This is a genomic window from Nonomuraea sp. B10E15, assembly GCF_039871615.1.
Taxonomy (GTDB): domain Bacteria; phylum Actinomycetota; class Actinomycetes; order Streptosporangiales; family Streptosporangiaceae; genus Nonomuraea.
Genome location: NZ_JBDPMB010000001.1, coordinates 1,977,558 through 1,997,824 on the forward strand (window position 1 = coordinate 1,977,558; position 20,267 = coordinate 1,997,824).

Below are 20,267 nucleotides of genomic sequence, written 5' to 3' on the forward strand. Positions count from 1 at the left end.
GTTCGGAGCGGTGCCGGCCTAACGCCTGGTCAGGACCTCGGACTCCCACAGATCCCGGTAGTAGCCGGGTACGGAGACGAGCTCGTCATGGCGGCCTCGCTGGATGACGCGGCCCTCGTCGAGCACGACGACCTCGTCGACCGCCTCCAGGCCCTTGAGCCGATGCGTCACGAGCAGCGTGGTGCGGTCCCTGGTCACGTCGAGCAGGTCGGCCATGAGCCGGTCGGCCGTCTCCTCGTCGAGCGCCTCAGCGGGCTCGTCGAGCAGCAGCACGGGAGGGTCGTACAACAACGCCCTGGCCAGGGCCAGCCGCTGCAGCTGCCCGCCGGACACGGTGGTGCCGTCCTCGCCCAGCTCCGTGTCCCAGCCGGTGCGCTCGACCCACGCCTCGAGCCTGGCATCCCGTACGGCGCGCCGCAGGTCCTCGTCGTCCGCCTCGGGGCCCGCGAGACGCAGGTTGTCGCGCAGGCCTGCACGGAAGATGTAGGGGTCCTGGGTGAGCCCCGTCATCAGCGTCCGCACGTCGTCACCGGCGAATTCGCGCAGGTCGGTGCCGTTCACCGTGATCGTGCCCGACTCCGGCTCCGCCAGGCGCATCAGGGCGGCCAGCAACGTGCTCTTCCCGGCCCCGCTCGGCCCGACGACCGCGACCCGCTTGCCGGGCGTGAGCCGCAACGACACCCCGTCCAGCGCCGGCCGGCCGCCGGCGCCGCCCGCCGTGCCCCGGGAACCGGGCGGCCGGGGGGTGTGTTCACCGGCTGCCGGAGCGGCGCCGGGGGACGACGGGACGCCGGACGGGGGCGCCTCCCTGGCGGCGTGGCGCACCACCAGATCGTCGATCTCGACGGTCAGGGGTCCGCCGGGCACCGGCGCGGGTGCGGCGGGCTCGCCGACCGCCGGTTCGGCGGAGCGGACCTCGCGCAGCCGCCGCAGCGCGGCCGTGATGCCCGCCATGCGCTCGCCCGCGGCCGCCAGGGGCAGCACCGGCTCGAAGGCCACCAGGGACGTCAGCGCCAGCACCGCCGTCCCGACGGAGCCGGCGCCCGCCCCCTGGGCGAGCAGGACGACGGCCGCCACCGTCAGCCCCTGCACCAGGGTGCCTCCGGCCAGGGCGGCGGCATGGACGCGGGCCTGGCGGCGTTCGAGTGCGGCCAGGGACTCGTCCGCGGCCAGGGCCCTGGCCAGCGCCGCGTCGTCGGCGCCGTAGGCGGCCAGGTCGGCGGCGCCGTGGACGAGGTCCGCCACCCGCCCCGCCAGCGCCGCCCTCGCCGGGGCGATCCTGGCCGACCAGCGGCGCGCGGCGGCGGCCGTGCCCGCGGGCAGGACCACGCCGGCCAGCACCAGGCCGGCCACCAGCACCAGCGCCGCCACCGGCAGGATGGTCAGCCCGATGACGACGGCGGCCAGCCCGGCCATCGCGGCCGCGGCGGCGGGCAGCAGGCAGCGGACCAGCAGGTCCTGCACGGCCTCGGTGTCGTCGACCATGCGGCTGAGCAGGTCGGCGCCGCCGTGCCGGGGGCGCTGCGGCGGGATCAGGGCCCGGTAGAGCCGCTCACGGGTGCCTGCCTGGGCGCGGAGCGCGACGTCGTGACCTGTGAGCCGTTCGGCGTAGCGGAAGACGCCCTTTCCGGTGGCGAACGCCCTGGTCGCCACGATCGCCACGCTCAACGCGGCCAGCGGCGGCTGTTCGGCCGCCCTGGTGATCAGCCACGCGGCGGCGGCGATCAGCCCGAGCCCCGCCAGGTCGGCCGCCGACCCGGCCAGTACGGCCCAGGCGAGCCGCGTCCCCATGCGCCGGTTCATCGCCCGCCCTCCTCGCGCCGCACATCCGCCACCCGCCGGCCACCCCGAGCCGCCTCGTCCGCCCCGCGTCCTGAGGGGACGCCGGTCGCGTCCGCGATCCCGCCCCTTGAGGGGACGCCGGTCGCGTCCGCTGAGGGGACGCCGGCCAGGTCCGCCGCCCCGCCTCCTGAGGGCATGCGGGCCGCGTCCGCCGTCGCGGCGGGGCGGGTGGTGTCGGAGACGACGCGGCCCTCGTGGACGCGCACGACACGGTCGGCGAGGTCGATCATCGCGGGGCGGTGCGCCACGATGACGGCCGTACGGTCCCGGGCCAGGTCCGCGGTGGCCGCCACCACGGCGGCCTCGCTCCGCCCGTCCAGGCGGGCCGTGGGCTCGTCGAGCAGCAGCACGGAGGCGTCAGGACGGCAGAAGGCCCGCGCCAGCGCGATCCGCTGCCGCTGGCCCGCCGAGAAGTCGGCCCCGCGCTCGCCGACCACGGTGTCGAACCCCCTCGGCAGGTCGGCCACGAAGCCGGCGTGCGCGGCCGCGGCGGCCCTGCGCACTTCATCGAGGGAGGCCGACGGCGCGCCGAGCCGGATGTTGCCGGCCACGGTGGTGGCGAACAGGTGCGGCCGCTGCGCCACGAACGCCAGCCGCGCCCGCCAGCTCGCCAGGTCGAGCTCGCGCAGGTCCGTGCCGTCGATGAGCACCCGTCCCTCGGACGGATGGACGAAGCCGAGGATGAGGTGGAGCAGCGTGCTCTTGCCCCCGCCGCTCTCGCCGACGAGGGCGACCCGCTCGCACGGGCCGATGGTGAGGGAGACGTCGTCGAGCGCGGCGCCGTCCCGGCCCGGGTAGCGGACCGTCACGTTCTCCAGCCGGATCTCCGGCGCGTCGGCCGCCGACGGAGCCCCGGACCCGGGCGTGCCCGTCTCCGGGGACGTTGCCGGGCGGCGTACGGGGTCGCCGGAGGCGGAACGGTCGAGCACGGCGAAGGCCGCGTCGGCGGCGGCCACCCCTTCCATGGACGCGTGGAACCGCGTCCCCATCGCCCGCAGCGGCAGGTACGCCTCCGGCGCCAGCAGCAGGACCAGCAGGGCCGTCGTCAGGTCCAGCGACCCGCCCAGCAGCCGCAGCCCGATGGGCACCGCGACAAGCGCCAGCGACAGCGACGCGCACAGCTCCAGGACCAGCGACGACAGGAACGCCACCCGCAACGTCCGCATGGTGGCGCTCCGGTGGGCGTCGGCGACCTGCCGGATGACGCCCGCCTGGTAGCGGGCCCGGCCGAACGCCCGCAGGGTGGGCAGCCCGCGCACCACGTCGAGGAAGTGGCCGCCGAGCCGCGACAACGCGAGGTACTGGCGCTCGGTGACCGCCTTGGTCGTCATGCCCACCAGCGCCCCGAAGACGGGGATCAGCGGCAGCGTGACCAGCACGATGACCGCGCTGGCGAGGTCGGCGGCGAACAACCGGACGAGCACGGCCACGGGCACGACCGCGGCGACCGCGACGGCGGGCAGGTAGCCGGTCAGGTAGGCGTCGAGCCCGTCGAGGCCGCGCCCGGCGAGCGTGACCAGCTCGCCGGAGCGGTGCGCGGCGAGCCTGCCCGGTCCCAGCTCGCGCAGGCGTGCGAGCAGCCGGTGGCGCAGCGCCGACTTCACGCCGGTCGCGGTGCGCCCGGCGAAGACACCCTGCGACCAGGCAAGGAGCGCGCGTACGCACACCACTCCCGCGAGGACGGCCAGCGCGGCGGCCGTGAACCTGCCGGACAGCACCCCGGCGAGCAGTTCGGCCTGCACCAGCACGAGCAGCCCCGCCAGCACCGCCGCGGCCATGGTGACGGCGAGATGGCGGCGGACCGAGCGCTCGGCCCGCATGAGCCGCAGGAGATCCTTGTGCACGTGCCCTCAGAAGAACGACGGGAACCGGAAGGCGTCCTTACCTGGACGGAAAGTCCGCCATACCCATACTTGCGCGCCGAGCATGATGGGTGCGAACGGCAGCACCATGAGACTGAGCACATTCAGCGTGGCGGGGGGCGCGCTGTGCCCCAGCAGGTACGGCATCGCGCCCGCCAGCACCCCCAGCGCGGGGATCGCGGCGACCAGTCCCGTTCCCAACAGCGCCCGCCCCGACCGCGTGCCGCCGAAGTCGCCCGGCGTGCGCCAGGCGAGGAACGTCCATCCGTGCAGGGCGAACAGCAGCGTCATCACCACGCCCAGCAGCACCCCGAGGGGGTGGATGGGCGGTGACGCGAACCCGGTGGCCGCCGCGTACAGGGCCATTCCCCAGCCGAACGAGAGCCCCAAGGACCCGAACGCGATCGCCGCGTCCCAGAAGCCCCGCCACGCGGAGCCGTCGAGCCTGCGCCGGAACCACAGCCCGGCGTCGCGCACGACCCAGCTCAGCAGCATGGCCACGACCAGCGGGTACAGCCCGAACAGCACCTCGCCTTCCAGGAGCGGGTAGACCCCGAACAGGGTTCCGGCGACGGCGACCAGCCACACCTCGTTGGCCAGCACGTACGGGGCCACGGCGGCCACCATGCGGTCGCGGGTCTCCCGCGTCCTGCCGAGGACCGGCAGCAGCAGCCCCACGCCCAGGTCGAAGCCTTCGAGGGCGAAATAGCCGGCCAGCAGCACCGTGAAGAAGACGAACCAGATCACTTCCATGGGTCACGCACTCCTCAGTAGCTCAGCGCGGGGGATCGCGGCTCGTCCGCCGCGGCGGCGCCCAGGGCGGGTTCGCGCGGTCCCCGCCTGACGATCCGGGCGATGAGGACGTAGTCGACGACGGCCAGCAGCCCCAGCACGGCGGTGAAGGCGACGAGCGAGGCCGTGACCATGCCCGTGGTCAGCCCGGGCGACATGGCGTCGGCCACGGTGAGCCGTTCCCAGATCATCCACGGTTGACGCCCGACCTCCCTGGCCGCCCAGCCCAGGATCGACACGATGAAGGGCAGCGGCGTCATCAGCATCAGGATCGGGTGGGTCCAGCGCCACTTGTGCAGCACGCCGGCCATCGGCAACATCCCGAGCAGCACGACCAGCGCGAGCAGATGCCCGGCCTCCATCATGAGAGCGAGCGGCAGCGCGGCGCCCACGTTGCCGTCGAACTTGCCCTCGGCGACCCCGCCGAACTGCGCGTAGCCGAAGCCCAGCGTCACGAGGATCCCGATGGCCGCGGTGTACACGCCCATGCGCATCGACCGGGTGAAGAACTCCAGCTCCTTGGTACGGCGCCGCAGCTGGTACGCGCTCGCGCCCACCAGCACCATGCCCCCGGTGAACAGCCCGGCCCCGAGCACGTGCGGGAAGGCGAAGATCAGCGCCTTGTTGGTGAGCAGGGCGCCGAAGTCGGTCAGCACCATCCGGCCGCCGCTCACCACGGAGCCCGCCGGGTTCTGCAGGAAGGAGTTGGCCACCATGATGAAGAAGGCGCTCGCGTACGCCGTCAGCGTGACGAGCCAGATGCACGCCACGTGCGCCCACGTGGGCAGCCGGCCCCACCCGAAGATCCACAGCCCCAGGAAGGTGGATTCGAGGAAGAACGCCACGAGGGTCTCCATGGCCAGCGGCGCGCCGAACACGTCGCCCGCGTAGTGGGCCAGCCCGCTCCACGCGAGCCCGAACTGGAACTCCATCACCAGCCCGGTCACGATGCCCAGCGCGTAGTTGACGACGTAGATCTGCCCCCAGAAGCGCGTCATTCCCTCGTGCACCGGCCTGCCCGAGATCGCCCATCGCGTGTGCATGATCGCCACCAGTGGCGCCAGTCCCAGCGTGAGCACGACGAACAGGAAGTGCAGGCTGCCCGTCATCGCGAACTGCGTGCGGGCCAGGTCGAGTACATCCATCACGACTCCGTTGTTGTGCCTGTCTACTCTAGACAGCCTACATATAGACAGCCTACATGTAGGCTGTCTATATGGGAGACGGATGTCTAGGATCGGAACCATGAACCCGGACGCGCTACGCGGACACATGGACGCGCTGCTGCTCTCCGTGCTGGAGCGGGAGCCGCTGCACGGCTACGCCATCATCGAGGCGCTGCAGGAACGCAGCGGAGGCGCGCTCAACGTGCCGACCGGCACCGTCTATCCCGCGCTGCGCAGGCTGGAGCGCATCGGCTACCTCGCCAGCGAGTGGGCGACCGTCGGCGGCCGCAGGCGCCGCACCTACCGGCTCACCGGCGCGGGCAAGAAGCAGCTCGAGGGCGAGCGCTCGGCCTGGCGGGAGTTCACGCAGGTGATCGGCGGCGTCCTGCGCGCCAACGCCGTCGCGCCAGGGTGAGAGGCGGTGCGCGTCAGGCGGCGGGCGGCCGCGAGGCGCGGGTGATGCGCATGCACCTGGCGGCACAATAGATCTGCATCCCCCAAACGGCCCAGGTCACCAGGTTGGCGAGCATGGCGGGCAGGGCGTCCAGGCTGTTGGGGTCTTTCGTGCCGTAGGAGAGCACCAGCCCCAGGCCACCGGAGATCGGCAGCGACGCCCACACGATCCACCCCAGCGACCTCGTCACGAGCCGGGGCCGCTGGATCCACCGGGCGCCCCGGCTCAGCGCGAACAGCGCGATCCCGCCGTACGCGCCGGTGGCCAGCTGGACGCCGTCGAGCAGCTGCGAGAGCGTGTGGTACCACTCCGGCTGGTAGGTCCAGGTGTCGTCGCTGGGCGGGTAGAGGCGCCACAGCAGAGACCACATGAGCACCGTGATCGGGAGGCCGGCGAACAGCAGGACGCCGAGCCGCCGGCCGGCGGATGCGGTCAGCTCGGCCTGGTAGCCGGGAGCGATCCTGGCGACCTCCCCGAACTCGGCCACCGCGGCCCGCTCCGCCTCGGCCCGGTCCAGGCCCTCCGACTCCAGCGCGTCGGCGGTGTCGGTCAGGCTGTCGCGTGCTTCGACGACCAGGTCACGCTTCAGGCCGTGCGGGCCGGCCAGGGCGCGGTCGAGATCGGCCACGTAGTCGTCGATACGCATGAGGTCAAGTCTAGGGAGTGAGAACCCGGGGGCCCATCCGGGATTTCCCCGATGTTTCCCAGGGCGGGCTTGATATGTAGGAAAAATCCTACGTATAGTGTCCGACATGCTGATCTCTTCCGCACAGACATGACGCCCGACCACGTGTTCACCGCGCTGGCCAGCCCGGCCAGGCGCGAGCTGCTCCGCCTGCTGCGCGACGAGGGCGCGCAGCCCGCGGGCCGGCTGGCCGAACGGTTCGACATGAGCAGGCCCAGCGTGTCGGAGCACCTGCGGGTGCTCAGGGACGCGGGGCTGGTGTCGGAGACGCGCAAGGGGCGCGAACGGCACTACCGGCTGGAGGCGGCGCCGCTCATGGAGATCCGCGACTGGCTCAGCCCGTACGAACGGTTCTGGCGGGAGAGGCTCGCCACCCTCACGACCGTGCTCGACGAGATGGAGGACGACGATGCCCCACGACACGACGGCTGACGACCTGCGCGCGATCAGGGTCGACCAGTTCATCGCGCACCCGCCCGCGAAGGTGTGGCGCGCGCTGACCGAGCCCGAGCTGGTCGCCCGCTGGCTGATGCCCAACGATTTCAAGCCGGAGGTCGGGCACCGGTTCACGTTCACCACGGAGCCCAAGAAGCAGGTGGGCTTCGACGGCGTCGTCCACTGCGAGGTGCTGGAGATCCGGCAGGAGCGGCTGCTGAAGATCAGCTGGAGCGACGGCAAGCTCGCCGACTGGACGGTCACCTGGCGGCTCGTGCCCGAGGGCAGGGGCACGCGGCTGTTCCTCGACCACGAGGGCTTCGAGCCGGACGACGAGCTGCAGCAGCTGTCGCGCCGGATCATGGGCGGCGGCTGGCGCAACGCCGTCTTCCGGGCCATCACCGCCGTCGTGGACGGGCTCTGAGGGGCCTGCGGCCTACGACCACCAGCGGTGGCCGGCCAGGCGGCGCATCTCCACGGCGGCGGAGGCGAAGTCGGCGGAGGTGGCGTGGTCGCCCTCGGACAGCCCGGCGTAGAGGGCGGCCAGGTGGGCCGGCGTCGCGGCGGGATCTCCCTGGTCCGCGCGCATGGTGCGCTCGTCGGCCAGCGCGCGGCGGCGGGAGAACCAGCGCACCATCGGCCGGCGCAGGCTCACCCGTACGCCGCGCGGGGTGAGCGCGAACACGCAGTCCTTGACCCGCACCCCCGAGGGATGGGCCAGCCCGGCGAACCGGCACGCCGACAGGTCCAGCCCCGACAGCGCCAGGTCGCCGGCGTCCACCCGGCGCAGCGAGGTCAGCGTGGAGCTGCCCGTGCCCGTCACGACGGCGGGGCCGCGCAGCACCGCGCCCTCCAGGTCGGCCTGCGAGTCGGTCAGCCGCAGCGTCGTCGGGCCCGACACCGACACTCCGCGCAGGTCCACGCCGCAGCGGGCGACGACCACGTCGAGCAGGCCGTCCGCGCGGGCCCTCGCCGCCGAGAGCCGGCCGGTGGCCGACAGGTACGCGTCCGCCGCGAAGTGGGCGGCGTCGAACCCGGCGTTCCCCATGACCTTGCGGAACGAGAGCGTGCGGCCGAAGCGCGTCCCCCTGAAGGCGGCTCCCCCGAGCCGGGCGCCGTCGAAGGCGGCGTACCCGTCGAACCTGGCCCGCTCGCACGACAGCCCGTGGCCGAACACGGCCTGGCTGAACAGCGCGTCGCGGGACATCAGCGACCGGTCGAGCGAGACGTGCCCGCGCACGGTGACGCCGTGGAAGGAGAGCTCGCGGGCGAACCTGGCGCCGGCCAGCGACACGTTGCCCTCGAACCGGGCGCCGAAGAACGAGGCCAGCCGGTCGAACCTGGCCTCGTCGAGCGACACGTCGCCCGCGAACGTCACGCCCGGCAGCCGGACGTCGCCGGTGAACCGGGCGCGGTCGAAGCGCGCCCGGCCCGGCCTGCCGCCGGCGGCCTCCATGACCTGGGCCAGCAGTTCGCCGGTGACGGTCGTGCCGCGCAGGTCGAGCAGGCGGCCGGGGCGCAGCTCGCCCAGTGCTTCGGACAGGCGGTCAGGGGAGAGGTGGGCGAGGCAGTGGCCGGCCGGAGGGACGGCGACCCCGGTGCAGCTGACGGAATGCGCGCAGGTGACCCAGTCCATGGGGTCGTCATACCCGCGACGGCGCATGTCAAGGTTCGATGATTTAACGTTCTATCCACTTTTATGTGGAAAAATGCGGGCCAATTACCCTCTATTGTGCCGGACATGCGCGCTTTATCCCGAGCATCCCTGACCGCCCTGATCGTGGCGGCCATGCCCGCGGCCCTCCTCGCGGCGCCGGCCACACCGGCCCTCGCCGCGCCGGCCGCTCCCTGCGACACCCCCGCCACGCACCGGATCTCCCAGGTCCAGGGCGACGGCGACGCCACCCCGCTGGCCGGCCGGACCGTGCGGGTCGAGGGCGTCGTCACCGGCGACTTCCAGCGGACCGACCAGCTCGGCGGCTTCTTCCTGCAGGATCCCCGGCCGGACGCCGACCCGCGGACCTCCGAAGGGCTCTTCGCGTACGCGGGGGAGCCGGTCAGGGACGTCAAGCCCGGCGACCGGGTGCTGGTCACCGGACGGGCCACCGAGTTCAACGGGTGGACGGAGCTGTCGCCGGTCACCGCCGTGGACGTGTGCGGCACGGGACGCGTGGCGGCGCGGCCGTACCGGCTGCCCTCCGGTGAGCTGGAGGCCGTCGAGAACACCCTGCTGACGTTCCCGCAGCCGCTGACCGTCAGCGAGCACTACAACCTGGGCCACTACGGCGAGGTCACGCTCTCCGCCCAGGGCAGGCTCTACCAGCCGACCGACCGGCCGGGCGTGGACCCGGCGCGGAACGCCCGCCGCTCGCTGCTCGTCGACGACGGCTCCACCAGGGAGAACCCGGCCACGCTGCCGCCCGTCGTGCGCGCCGGCGACGTGGCCTCCGGGCTCACGGGCGTGCTCGGGTACGGGTTCGGCGCGTACCGGCTGCAGCCCACGAAGCCGATCGCGTACAGGCCCGCCAATCCGCGCCCGCGCAGGCCGTCCCCGGTGGCCGGGAACGTGAAGGTGGCCTCGTTCAACACCCTCAACTGGTTCACCACGCTCGGCTCGCGCGGGGCGGGCGACGTCGAGGAGCAGCGGCGCCAGCTGGCCAAACTGGTCGCCGCGCTCAAGGGCCTGGACGCCGACGCGGTGGCTCTCATGGAGGTCGAGAACAACGGCCAGACCGCGCTCCAGGCGCTCGTGGACGCCGTCAACGCCGAGGTCGGAGCGGGCACGTACGCCGCGCTCGCCCACCCCCACCCGGGCACCGACGCCATCCAGGTGGGCCTGATCTACAAGCCCGCCAGACTGGCCCCGGTGGGGGAGCCCCGGGCGTCGCGGGACGCGGTGTTCAGCCGGCCGCCGCTGATCCAGACGTTCCGCGGGAAGAGCGGCGGGCGGCCGTTCACGATGGTGGTCAACCACCTCAAGTCGAAGGGCAGCTGCCCCTCCAGCGGTCCCGACGCCGACCAGGGCGACGGCCAGGGTTGCTGGAACGCCACCCGCGTCGCCCAGGCCCGGGCGCTGCTCGGCGTCGTCGCGGACCTGCCAGGCCCGATCGTGCTCGGCGACCTCAACGCCTACGGCGAGGAGGACCCGATCAGGACCCTCGAGAAGGGCGGCCTGACCAGCGTGACCAAGAAGTTCGTGCCCGCGCGGCAGCGCTACAGCTACGTGTTCGACGGGCTCGCGGGCGAGCTCGACCACGTGCTCGTCGGCGGGGAGCTGCGCAGGAGGGTGACGGGCGCGACGATCTGGCACATCAACGCCGACGAGCCCCGCATCCGCGACTACAACACCGAGTTCAACCCGCCCGATCTCTACCGGCCGGACGCCTACCGTTCCTCCGACCACGACCCCCTGGTCGTCGGGCTGACCTTGCCCGGCGGCGGACGGTAAAACAGCAGAAGGGGGACAGCAGATGATATTTGGCAAACTGTCCCCCTTTTCTAGCTGTGTGAGGAGTCGTAATCTCAACGCAAGGGGATCTTACTGACGTCAAGAGGGTTTGATGGGCGGCCACGCGTTCAATCGCCTCACGAGTTCACCGGTCACCGGCGCCTACCCTGTGAGCGCGGAGGCTCTGTCGCCCGAGAGGGCCCACGCCGTGCTGCGGATGGCTCTCGGAAATCTCGCCGGTGACGCGGAGCAGCGGAAAACGGTGGCGGCGCGTTCGTACGCGCATCCGAATGGCTTCGACCGGATTTCGTTGCACCGCGAGCCCCAAGGGCTGGAAGTCCGGGTGCATCTCTGGTGGGCCGGCGTTGTTTCGGACGAGACCATTCATAATCACGCATGGGATTTCAGCTCGCTCGTGCTGTCCGGATCGTTGCGCTTCCAGTTGCTGCACCGGGCGCGGGAAGGCGAGACCTACGACTGTTACGAGTCCACGATGCCGCCCGGCGGCGTGCTGGGCGACTACGGTTTCGCGCGGACCGGCCGCGTCTCGCTCGGCGTGTCACTCGACGCGGAGGTCACGGCGGGGTCGTTCTACCGGATGCACCGTGACACCTATCATCGTGTGCTGGCCGCGCCCGGGCGGGATCCGATGACCGCCACCATGGTGGTCAGGGGCCCGGTGCGGCGGAGCTTCTCGCACGTGCTGGTGCCCTCGGGGACGCGGATGCCGCCGTCGCGGTCGATGCGGCACCTCGCGGAGGGCGAGATCATGGACAAGCTCGGCTCGCTGCTCGACGTGCTCACCGGAGCGTGAGCGTCAGTCCTCGTCGTCGAAGACCCGCTCCTGCGCAGGCCCCCACGGCGGCGTCGAGGTCAGCAACATCTTCAGCGCGTCGCCCTCGTAGGTGAACTTCGTGCCTCTCGGAATGGTGACGAGATTGCCCTGCTTGCAGTTTTCCTGCCGGTTTTCGATGTGGAACGTCCCGTGGCCCTCGAGGACGTAGTAGACGAAGTCGCACTCCAGTTGGCACAACCACGCGGGAAGGCGGCCGTCGATCTCGATGATGAGGTGGTTGCTGCTCGTCACCGCGCTGCTCGACTCGAAGAGTTTGCCCCGATGCCCGAGTTTCTGGAAGCTCCATTCGTGCGGCTCGAAGAACACGTGGGTGCTCATCCTCACCTTCCCGGTCCGTGGAGGGCTGTGAACCTGCCGGTGCTCCACTGGGAGCCTAGGCCGTGCTCTGACCGCGCGTGGCCGAACGTACAAACCTAAATTCTTTCATCTTCGAACGCGGTTATCAATGAACCTCGCGTTCGCCGGCCTTTCCTTTGTGGATCCGCTTGCCGAGCCAGGCCAGAGCGAGGCAGAGGCCCGCCCACAGGACGGAGCTGATGAGGTTGGTCCAGATGCCCTCGACGTCTATCTTGAATCCGGTCAGGACGGCCGACAGTACCGGCTGGATGAATTCCCATGTTTGGGCCACGGACAAAGCGCCGAAAGCCAGGTAGAGAAACGATTCGCGTGTCCATGCGGCCAGCCGGCGTGCCGCGCTCGCCCGCTCGGCGGCCCGCCGGGTTTCCACCGTTCCAACCGGCCGCGTGCGGCGGATCTCCAGCCATTTCGTCAGCGCGACCATGACCTGCGTGGTACACCAGACGAACTCCGTCGGGTCGTACTCCTCGAAGAGCCAGGCGCCGGAGGGGCGCTGGCGCTCCATCAGATAGCGCACCGCCCGCTCCGCCGCCTCCTGGCAGCGCGGATCGGAGGGAAAGTCGGTGAGGGCGAGCAGGGCCCAGCCGGTGCCGAAGTGCACACACCGGCACGGCGTGCGGTCCAGGGCGGCCGTGAACCACTCGTCGTAGCTGTTCTCCCACGACCCGTCGGCCTTCTGCCGATCAAGGAGGTACGTCACGCCCTCCCTGACCCAGTCGAAGTCCTCCGGCACCCCGGCCAGCCGTACGGCGTGCAGGACCTGCGCCGTCGTGGCGGCGTTGGGGGCGGCGCCGACCGTGATGCCCCAGCCCTTGCTCTCGGGCTCCTGCATGTGCCGCAGCCGCGTGGTGATCTGCCCGCGGATGTCGTCCAGGCGGTCCTGCAGGGACAGCGCCCAGAGGGTGAGCGCCGTGGGCAGGGTGCGCGGGTTGCCGATGTCGTCCTTCGTGGTGGCCGCGGCGCCCTGCTCGTCCACGCACTGGCGCAGGTAGTCCACGGCCCGCCGGACGTGCTCGTCGTTGCCGCAGTGCCAGCCCATGTCGCGCAGCGCGATGACGACCCACGCGGTGGCCTCGGCGGGGGAGTACTTCATCTCCCTGGCGGGAAAGCCGCCGTCGGGGTTCTGCCGGCCGCGTAGCCAGCCGGCCGCGCTGGTCAGCATCTCCGAGGTGGGCTCCGCCTTCATCGCCAGCATGCCGCGGATGCCGTCGAGCGTCCCGCCCCACTCCGTCGGATCCTCGTCGACGTGGTGACCCCACCCGGACGAGGCCGGCGAGGACTTGTAACACGATCGCAGCCACTGCTCCGCCCGGCGCAGGCCGCGCTGGACGTCAGGCTCCTCCTGACCCACCACTCCAGGCATGTTCCCCCAAGCGGTACACGATGGACCTCATATCCTTTTATCGCGGCAATGAGGGCTGGCGTCACAAGGATGCTCAATCGGTTGGAGTGTCCTCCTGGCGTGTCGCATCGTAGGCTTGCTCGCATCCGGACGACGACGGAGTCGTCCGGTGGACGACCCCCATACAGAAGGCGGCGTGCAATGGCGCACGTGAATCAACCGCCGGCGCGCGGGTTGCGCGTCGGGACATGGAACGTCCGGGAGGGCTGGAAGGGCGACGGAGACGACACGGGCACGCACGACGTGGTGCGGCTGATCCAGGAGCTGGACCTGGACGTGATCGCTCTCCAGGAGGTGCCCTTCCGCGGCGGTCGCTCCCCGATGCTGGAGTCGATCGCCGGGCAGACCCCGCTGCGGCACGTCGCCGGCCACGTGCTGTCGCAGGCGATGCACGTGCCGGGCTCCGCCGGCATCGCGCTGGCGGCCAGGCTCCCCCTCGACGGCGTCAACCGCGTCATCCTGCCCAACCCCGAGCTGGCCGCGAACGGCCTGCGCTCCTTCGACAAGGGCCTGATGACCGCCCGGATGGCCTGGCACGGCCGCATGATCGCGGTCGCCGCCCTGCACATGGTGCCCTTCGGACGGTTCGGGCGCCGGGCCGAGGACCCGGCCTTCAGCCACATCTGGGACCGGGCGGGCAAGGAGATCGAGCGGGTCATGCTGCCCCTCACGTTCGTGGGCGGCGACTTCAACACCTCCAGGCGGGACCTGCTCGACCTGCCTCTCGAGCCGGTTCACTCGACGGGGCGCGACGCCGTGCTGCACAGCGAAGGGGCGCGTGCGGTGACGCTGAAGACCGTCGAGACCTTCTCCGACCACCCCGCCCAGGTGGTGGAGTTCGCTCTGGCGTAGAGCCGGAATCACCGGGCAGGGTAATGAGTTCTATCCGTCACAGACGTACCAACGAACGAGGAGCCTTTTGTGGCGACCATCGAAGTGACAGAGAAAACCTTCAACGACATCGCCGACAAGGGGATCGTCCTGCTCGATTTCTGGGCCGAGTGGTGCCCTCCGTGCAAGAAGTTCGGACCGATCTTCGAACAGGCGTCGGAGAAGCACGACGACATCACGTTCGGAAAGATTGACACTGACGCGGAGCAGGGGCTCGCGCAGGGGTTCGACATCACCTCGATCCCCACGCTGATGGCCATCCGCGACGGCATCGTGGTCTTCGCCCAGGCGGGCGCCATCCCGGCTCCCGCGCTGGAAGACCTGATCAGGCAGGTTCGGGCGCTCGACATGGACGCCATCAGGGCGGAGCTCAACGAAGAGCTGAAGAACGCCCAGAAGAACTGACCCTGGCGAGCCCCGCCGGTACCGGCGGGGCTCTCGCGCGCCGGCGGGCTAGGGCTTGCGGCCGACTCCGACGTACCCGAAGGTGATGCCCTTGCCCGGGTCGCCCGGGTCGTCCGTGCGCCAGTCGTACGGGTGCACCAGCCCGGGCTCGGCCAGCTCATAACCGTCGAAGAAGCGCAGGATGTCCTCGCGGGTGCGCAGGTTGAGCGCGGCCGTGGCCGTGCGGTAGACCTCCAGGGCCTGCGGGGTGATGTCGGGCGTGGGGTCCACGGCGTGGCTGACGACCAGGTGGCTGCCGGGCGCGCTCGCGTCCCGCAGTTTCGCCACCACCTCGTGGGCGAGCTCGTCGGGGACGAAGTGCAGCACGGTCAGCATCAGGAACGCCACCGGCCGGTCGAAGTCGACCAGGCCGTCCAGCCTGTCCAGCAGCGTCTCCGGCCGTCGTACGTCTGCCTGGAGGAAGTCCACGTCGTCGCGGCGGGCCAGCAGCGCCCTGCCGTGCACGCACACCACGGCGTCGTAGTCGACGTACACGACGCGCGCCTCCGGGGCGATCTCGTGCGTGTTGCCCTGGGTCGGCAGGCCGGCTCCGAGGTCCACGATCTGCCGCGTGCCCTCGTCCACGAGATGGCGTACGGCGCGGCGCAGGAACGCCCGGTTCGAGCGGGCGGCCTCCTTGGTATGGGGGAAGTTCTTGAGGATCTGCTCCGCCGCTGCACGGTCGGCCGCGAAATTGTCCTTGCCGTCGAGAAAGTAGTCATACATTCGCGCGACGTTAGGGACGTTGGGGTCGACCCCCTCGGGGGCATCATCCACGTTTTTCTCCCGAATTTTCGCCCTGTTTGCGGCGATCATAGCGGGGTAAACGCCCGAAATCTCCGGAAAACGGGATGACCGAGAGCGCTATTGAGACGCATGTCACGTTCTGTGACAGGCATGCCCGGCGCGGTGCGCAGGCGAAAGCCCGGCCGTCCCGCGACGGGACGGCCGGGCCGCTCGTGTCCGGTGCCGTAAAGGGGTCGGACGCGTGGTCAGGGGTCAGCCGCGGTAGAGCTCGGCCACCTCGAAGGCGAGGTCGAGCGACTGGCTGCGGTTGAGCCGCGGGTCGCAGGCCGTCTCGTAGCGCGTGGCGAGGTCGGTCTCGCCGATCTCGTGGCCTCCGCCCACGCACTCGGTCACGTCGTCGCCGGTGAACTCGATGTGGATGCCGCCCGGATGCGTGCCGAGCGACCTGTGCACCTCGAAGAAGCCGGCCACCTCGTCGAGCACGTCGTCGACCCGCCGCGTCTTGTGGCCGCTCGGCGCCTCGAAGGTGTTGCCGTGCATCGGGTCGCAGATCCAGGCCACCCGGGCCCCCGTCGCGCTGACCTCCTTGACCAGCGCGGGAAGGGACTCGCGGATCTTGGAGGCGCCCATCCGGGTGATGAACGTGAGCCGTCCCGCCTCGTTGCCGGGATTGAGCTTCTCGACGAGCGAGACGGCCTCCTCCGGCGTGGTCGTGGGGCCGAGCTTGACGCCGATCGGGTTGCGGATGCGCGAGAAGAAGTCGACGTGCGCGCCGTCGAGCTGGCGGGTGCGCTCGCCGATCCAGACCATGTGCGCCGACACGTCGTAGGGCAGGCCGGTGCGGGAGTCGATGCGGGTGAGCGCCCGGTCGTAGTCGAGGATGAGCGCCTCGTGCGAGGAGTAGAACTCCACCGTGTGGAACTCCTCGGGGTCGGCCCCGCAGGCCCGCATGAACGCCAGCGCCTGGTCGATCTCCCTGGCCAGCTTCTCGTAACGGCGCCCGGCCGGTGACTCGGCGACGAAGTCCTGGTTCCAGGCGTGCACCTGGCGCAGGTCGGCGTAGCCGCCCTTGGTGAACGCGCGCGCGAGATTGAGCGTCACGGCCGAGGAGTGGTAGGCCTTGAGCAGCCGCCACGGGTCGGGCCTGCGGGCCTCGGGCGTGAACTCGACGCCGTTGACCATGTCACCGCGGTAGGCGGGCAGCTCCACGCCGTCGCGGATCTCGGTGCCCTTGGAGCGCGGCTTGGCGAACTGCCCGGCGACCCGGCCGATCTTCACGACCGGCACCTTGCCCGCGTAGGTCAGCACGATCGCCATCTGCAGCAGCGTCTTGAGTTTGTTGCGCACGTTGTCGGCGGTGGCGCCGGCGAAGGTCTCGGCGCAGTCGCCGCCCTGCAGGACGAACGCCTCGCCGCGGGCCACGGCGGCCAGCTGGTCCTTCAGCTGGTCGCACTCGCCCGCGAAGACGAGTGGGGGCAGGCCGCCGAGCTCGGCGACGACCTTGTCGAGCTCACCGGGGTCGGGCCAGTCGGGCTGCTGCGCCGCGGGGAGGGCTCGCCAGGAATCGAGATCCACGAGATTGCTGCTCACGAGATACGAGGGTATTCCACTGCGTCGGCCCCACCGACCCCATTGTCCACGTTGTGAGAAGGCAGTTGTCCGGATACGGGCTCACAGCGGCGGGCTTTCCCTGACGTACACGTGCTCGGGACGCACACCGAGCCCGACGAACCGCGGGATCACCCGGTTGACCAGCGGGACCTTCGTCAGGTCCGTGGGCAGCCCCGACGGGTCGAACCGGCGCGACAGGGCCGGGCGGATCACCAGGTTCTGGACCAGCCGCTGGGCCGCCTGCGTGACCCTGGTCGGCGCCATCCGCCTCCGCTGCACCAGGCGCAGCGTCGGCTCGGGGACGGGCGCGCCGGACCTGAGCGAGCCGGCCAGCAGGTTGGCGGCGGCGACCGCGTCCTGGACGGCCAGGTTGATGCCCACCCCGAACACCGGCGACATGGCGTGCGCGGCGTCCCCGATGCACAGCAGCCCGGGCCGGTGCCAGCGGCGCAGCCGGTTGAGCTTGACCGTGAGCACGCTCACGTCGTCGTAGCCGCCGATCCCGCCGGTCCGGTCGGCCAGCCACGGCAGCAGCCTGGCCACCGGCTCGCGCAGCGCGTCGATGCCACCGCTCACGAGCGCGGAGTATCCGCCCTTGGGAATCAGGTACGCCAGCTGCCAGTAGGTCTCCCGGTTGATCGCGACCATCATGTTGCCGCTCGAGATCCGCAGGAACGTGTCGTCACGATCCCCGTCGTTCCTGGGCAGCGCGAACCACACCACGTCCATGGGCGCCCTGAGATCCTCGGGCACGAGCCCGGCCCGCTCGCGCAGCGTCGAGGAACGCCCGTCGGCGGCCACGGTCAGGGCTGCCCTGATCTCGTGCTCGCCGGACGCGTCCCGGTAGCGGAGCCCCCGCACGGCGTCGCCCTCGCGGACCAGGTCGTACGCCTCGGCGTTCATCAGCAGCCGGAAGTTCGGATATCTGCCGGCCGCCGACGTGACGAGGTTGAGGAACTCCCACTGCGGGACGAACGCGATGTAGTCATACTTGCCCGGCAGACCGCGCAGGTTCGCCAGCCTGATCTCGCCGGTGTCGGTGACGATGCCGACCTCGTACGCCTTCCTGTGCGGGAGGCGCAGGAACTCCCGCGCCAGCCCCAGCTCGTCGAGCACCTGCAGGGTCGACGGGTGGATGGTGTCGCCCCTGAAGTCGCGCAGGAAGTCGCCGTGCTTCTCCAGCAACGTCACCTCGACGCCCGCCCTGGCCAGCACCAGCGCGAGGACCGCGCCCGCCGGCCCGCCGCCCGCTATCACGCATCCCATGAGCCATCACCCGGTGAACCAGAAGAGCCGGGGCCGTGGGCATCCGACATGCCCGGGCAACCGAAGTACATGCGTGAGCCGCCTCTCTCACAGGGGAGTGGACATTGACTTCCTTCCCACGCCCGCAGGCGGGACATCCCCGGACCGGGATCTCCAGCGAAGGAGGAACCGATGGACGACGACCTCCACGCCCTGTCCGGCGCCTACGCCGTGCACGCGCTGCCGTACGCCGAGGAGGTTCTGTTCGAGGACCACCTGCGCGCGTGCCCCGGCTGCGCGGCCGAGGTGCGGCACCTGCGTGAGACGGCCGCCTGGCTGGCGGAGGCGGCGGCCGAACCCCCACCCGCCACCCTGCGCGCCCGCCTGCTGGCCGCCGCACACCGCCGCACCAGCCCGCAGGAGGGCCCTCGCGCCGGTCCGCCGGAGGATCGCCGCGCCGGGTCGCGTGAGCGCCGCCGTCCCGGTGCGCGGGAACGCCGCCGTACCGGTCCGCCGGACGGGTGGCGGCGGTCGAAGGTGCCGGCAGGGCTGGCGGCGGTGTGCGCCGCGGCCGCGGCGGCGTTCGGGGCGGTGGCCGTCGACGCCCGCCGCGACCTCGGCGACCTGACCGCCAGGACGGGGGAGGTCGCCGCCGTGCTGGCCGCGCCCGACGTCCGGACGGTGCGCCTGCCGGTCTTCACCGGCGGCACCGGCACGGTGGCGGTCTCGCGCTCCGCGGGACGGATGGTGTTCACCTCGTCGGGGCTGCGGGACCTGCCCGACTCCCACGACTACGAGCTGTGGCTGACGGGGCCGGAAGGCGCACGCCCCGCCGGGCTGCTCGACCGGGCGGCCGGCGGGGTGACCGTGCCCGTGGTGGCCCCGCTGGAGGGCGGGCGGCGGGTGGCGCTCACCGTCGAGCCCGCGGGCGGCTCCGAGAGGCCCACCACGCGCCCCATCATGGTGGCCCGCCTGCCCGCCGCCTGAACGCGCGGACCCCGCGCGCCCCGACGGCGCGCCACGCGCGCGGCCGGGCCGGGCTTTCCCGTCAGCCGTGGGAGAGGCGGCGCAGGACGACGTCCAGCGCGGACAGCGAGCGGTCGCGGACCCTGGCGTACTCCTCCTCCGGATACTGCCGGGGCCCGTTCTCGACCAGCAGGATCAGGTAGAGGTAGGCGCGGTAGAGGTCGAGCCGGGTCAGCGCCGAGGGGGTGAGCTCCAGCGGCGTCACCTCGCGGTAGCCGGCCAGCAGCGGATCGTCCTCGCGCAGCTCACCGAAGATCGTCGGGGTGACGAACTCGGCGATCGGGTCGCCCCAGAAGGCTCGCTCGTGGTCGATGATGGCCTGGATCCTGGGCGGGCCGCTCAGGTCGAGGAAGACGTTGCCCGCCCACACGTCGAAGTGCACCAGCCGGGGTGTCGTCACCTCGCCGAGCACCGGAGAGGCGGCCTCGAACACGGCCATGAGCTCGGCCGCCGGGCGCGGCAGCGGGGCGGGATAACGTTCGGTGTCGCCGAGCAGCGCGGCCACCATCGACAGGAACGCCTCGCGCCACGTGGCGCCCACGATGCCGGCGTGCGGGTAGCCGAACACCTCGCCCGTCACCGTGTTGAACCTGGCCAGGTGGCGGCCGAGCTCCCTGCGCAGCGCGTCCTCGCCGTCGGGCTTGACGTCGTTCCACGACACGCCGTCGAGGGCGCTCAGCATCAGGTAGTCGCCGCCGAGCACCGGGTCGTCGAAGCCGGCCCGCAGCAGTGACGGCACCGGGACGCCCGCCTTGAGGGCGTGCTCGTAGGCGGCGGCCTCCATGCGCAGCAGGTTGCGTTCGTAGCTGAGCTGGTCGAGCTCGGGCGGCGGCGACAGCTTGAGCACCACCTCGCGGCCGTCGTCGAGCGCGAGCCGCCAGACCGCGTTGGCGAAGCCGTCGGTCAGCTCGGTGGCGGACGCGACGCCCGCGCCCAGCGCGCGCCGGGCCAGCGCGTCGAGCTCGGCCGCGGATAACCGGCGCTTCGTCCTGCTGTCCACGAGA

At 71.6% G+C, this 20,267-nt stretch carries 20 protein-coding genes; 8 read left to right on the plus strand and 12 right to left on the minus strand.

Annotated features, from left to right (window positions below):
• Positions 1 to 18: 18 nt before the first annotated feature.
• The 4 genes from cydC to ABGB14_RS09040 are packed head-to-tail and all read right to left on the minus strand — an operon-like array spanning position 19 to position 5,641.
• Positions 19 to 1,803, minus strand: a complete 1,785-nt coding sequence (gene cydC / locus ABGB14_RS09025) for a thiol reductant ABC exporter subunit CydC (RefSeq protein WP_347643068.1) — start codon at positions 1,801 to 1,803, stop codon at positions 19 to 21.
• Positions 1,800 to 3,686: a thiol reductant ABC exporter subunit CydD gene (cydD, locus tag ABGB14_RS09030; protein WP_347643069.1), complete on the minus strand. Its 1,887-nt coding sequence runs from the start codon at positions 3,684 to 3,686 to the stop codon at positions 1,800 to 1,802. Before cydD ends, cydC begins: the two co-directional genes overlap by 4 nt.
• A gap of 6 nt (positions 3,687 to 3,692) precedes the next feature.
• Positions 3,693 to 4,457: a cytochrome d ubiquinol oxidase subunit II gene (locus ABGB14_RS09035; protein ID WP_347643070.1), complete on the minus strand. Its 765-nt coding sequence runs from the start codon at positions 4,455 to 4,457 to the stop codon at positions 3,693 to 3,695.
• A 14-nt stretch (positions 4,458 to 4,471) separates the two neighbouring features.
• Positions 4,472 to 5,641: a cytochrome ubiquinol oxidase subunit I gene (locus tag ABGB14_RS09040; protein ID WP_347643071.1), complete on the minus strand. Its 1,170-nt coding sequence runs from the start codon at positions 5,639 to 5,641 to the stop codon at positions 4,472 to 4,474.
• Positions 5,642 to 5,741: 100 nt separating this feature from the next.
• Here ABGB14_RS09040 and ABGB14_RS09045 point away from each other — a divergent pair, with 100 nt between their 5' ends.
• Positions 5,742 to 6,077 (plus strand): helix-turn-helix transcriptional regulator, encoded by a 336-nt coding sequence (locus ABGB14_RS09045; RefSeq protein ID WP_347643072.1) that lies wholly within the window; start codon positions 5,742 to 5,744, stop codon positions 6,075 to 6,077.
• A gap of 13 nt (positions 6,078 to 6,090) precedes the next feature.
• Here ABGB14_RS09045 and ABGB14_RS09050 read toward each other — a convergent pair whose 3' ends face one another.
• The gene (locus tag ABGB14_RS09050) at positions 6,091 to 6,762 is read right to left on the minus strand and encodes a permease prefix domain 1-containing protein (protein WP_347643073.1); all 672 of its coding nucleotides are present in this window, start codon (positions 6,760 to 6,762) and stop codon (positions 6,091 to 6,093) included.
• 129 nt (positions 6,763 to 6,891) lie between these two features.
• Between ABGB14_RS09050 and ABGB14_RS09055 the strand changes: the two genes are divergently transcribed.
• Both ABGB14_RS09055 and ABGB14_RS09060 read left to right on the plus strand, forming a co-directional pair.
• Positions 6,892 to 7,233, plus strand: a complete 342-nt coding sequence (locus ABGB14_RS09055; protein WP_347643074.1) for a metalloregulator ArsR/SmtB family transcription factor — start codon at positions 6,892 to 6,894, stop codon at positions 7,231 to 7,233.
• Positions 7,211 to 7,660, plus strand: coding sequence for an SRPBCC domain-containing protein (locus tag ABGB14_RS09060; protein WP_347643075.1), 450 nt, complete (start codon positions 7,211 to 7,213; stop codon positions 7,658 to 7,660). The genes ABGB14_RS09055 and ABGB14_RS09060 overlap by 23 nt, the downstream gene beginning before the upstream one ends.
• A gap of 12 nt (positions 7,661 to 7,672) precedes the next feature.
• Here ABGB14_RS09060 and ABGB14_RS09065 read toward each other — a convergent pair whose 3' ends face one another.
• Entirely contained in the window at positions 7,673 to 8,872 is a 1,200-nt protein-coding gene (locus ABGB14_RS09065) for a pentapeptide repeat-containing protein (protein WP_347643076.1), read from the minus strand.
• Between the two features lie 105 nt (positions 8,873 to 8,977).
• On the opposite strand from ABGB14_RS09065, the gene ABGB14_RS09070 reads away from it, so the two are divergent.
• Both ABGB14_RS09070 and ABGB14_RS09075 read left to right on the plus strand, forming a co-directional pair.
• Positions 8,978 to 10,684, plus strand: a complete 1,707-nt coding sequence (locus tag ABGB14_RS09070; RefSeq protein ID WP_347643077.1) for an ExeM/NucH family extracellular endonuclease — start codon at positions 8,978 to 8,980, stop codon at positions 10,682 to 10,684.
• Positions 10,685 to 11,027: 343 nt separating this feature from the next.
• The gene (locus ABGB14_RS09075) at positions 11,028 to 11,498 is read left to right on the plus strand and encodes a hypothetical protein (protein ID WP_347643078.1); all 471 of its coding nucleotides are present in this window, start codon (positions 11,028 to 11,030) and stop codon (positions 11,496 to 11,498) included.
• Positions 11,499 to 11,501: 3 nt separating this feature from the next.
• On the opposite strand, the gene ABGB14_RS09080 is transcribed toward ABGB14_RS09075, so the two are convergent.
• Both ABGB14_RS09080 and ABGB14_RS09085 read right to left on the minus strand, forming a co-directional pair.
• The gene (locus ABGB14_RS09080; RefSeq protein WP_347643079.1) at positions 11,502 to 11,858 is read right to left on the minus strand and encodes an AraC family ligand binding domain-containing protein; all 357 of its coding nucleotides are present in this window, start codon (positions 11,856 to 11,858) and stop codon (positions 11,502 to 11,504) included.
• A gap of 124 nt (positions 11,859 to 11,982) precedes the next feature.
• A complete protein-coding gene (locus tag ABGB14_RS09085) occupies positions 11,983 to 13,251 on the minus strand; it encodes a prenyltransferase/squalene oxidase repeat-containing protein (protein WP_347643080.1) in 1,269 nt (422 codons plus the stop codon).
• A gap of 198 nt (positions 13,252 to 13,449) precedes the next feature.
• Here ABGB14_RS09085 and ABGB14_RS09090 point away from each other — a divergent pair, with 198 nt between their 5' ends.
• On the plus strand, positions 13,450 to 14,151 hold the full coding sequence (locus tag ABGB14_RS09090; RefSeq protein ID WP_347643081.1) for an endonuclease/exonuclease/phosphatase family protein: 702 nt from the start codon (positions 13,450 to 13,452) through the stop codon (positions 14,149 to 14,151).
• 69 nt (positions 14,152 to 14,220) lie between these two features.
• A complete protein-coding gene (locus ABGB14_RS09095; protein WP_347618937.1) occupies positions 14,221 to 14,595 on the plus strand; it encodes a thioredoxin family protein in 375 nt (124 codons plus the stop codon).
• Between the two features lie 48 nt (positions 14,596 to 14,643).
• Here ABGB14_RS09095 and ABGB14_RS09100 read toward each other — a convergent pair whose 3' ends face one another.
• The 3 genes from ABGB14_RS09100 to ABGB14_RS09110 form a co-directional block, all read right to left on the minus strand.
• The gene (locus ABGB14_RS09100) at positions 14,644 to 15,450 is read right to left on the minus strand and encodes an SAM-dependent methyltransferase (RefSeq protein ID WP_347643082.1); all 807 of its coding nucleotides are present in this window, start codon (positions 15,448 to 15,450) and stop codon (positions 14,644 to 14,646) included.
• 183 nt (positions 15,451 to 15,633) lie between these two features.
• The gene (locus ABGB14_RS09105) at positions 15,634 to 16,971 is read right to left on the minus strand and encodes a 3-deoxy-7-phosphoheptulonate synthase class II (protein WP_347643083.1); all 1,338 of its coding nucleotides are present in this window, start codon (positions 16,969 to 16,971) and stop codon (positions 15,634 to 15,636) included.
• Between the two features lie 81 nt (positions 16,972 to 17,052).
• Positions 17,053 to 18,258, minus strand: a complete 1,206-nt coding sequence (locus ABGB14_RS09110) for an FAD-dependent oxidoreductase (RefSeq protein WP_347643084.1) — start codon at positions 18,256 to 18,258, stop codon at positions 17,053 to 17,055.
• Between the two features lie 171 nt (positions 18,259 to 18,429).
• Here ABGB14_RS09110 and ABGB14_RS09115 point away from each other — a divergent pair, with 171 nt between their 5' ends.
• Positions 18,430 to 19,224, plus strand: a complete 795-nt coding sequence (locus ABGB14_RS09115; protein ID WP_347643085.1) for an anti-sigma factor — start codon at positions 18,430 to 18,432, stop codon at positions 19,222 to 19,224.
• 61 nt (positions 19,225 to 19,285) lie between these two features.
• On the opposite strand, the gene ABGB14_RS09120 is transcribed toward ABGB14_RS09115, so the two are convergent.
• Positions 19,286 to 20,263 carry an aminoglycoside phosphotransferase family protein gene (locus tag ABGB14_RS09120; RefSeq protein WP_347643086.1) on the minus strand — a complete coding sequence of 326 codons (978 nt, stop codon included), beginning with the start codon at positions 20,261 to 20,263 and terminating at the stop codon, positions 19,286 to 19,288.
• Positions 20,264 to 20,267 lie beyond the last annotated feature (4 nt).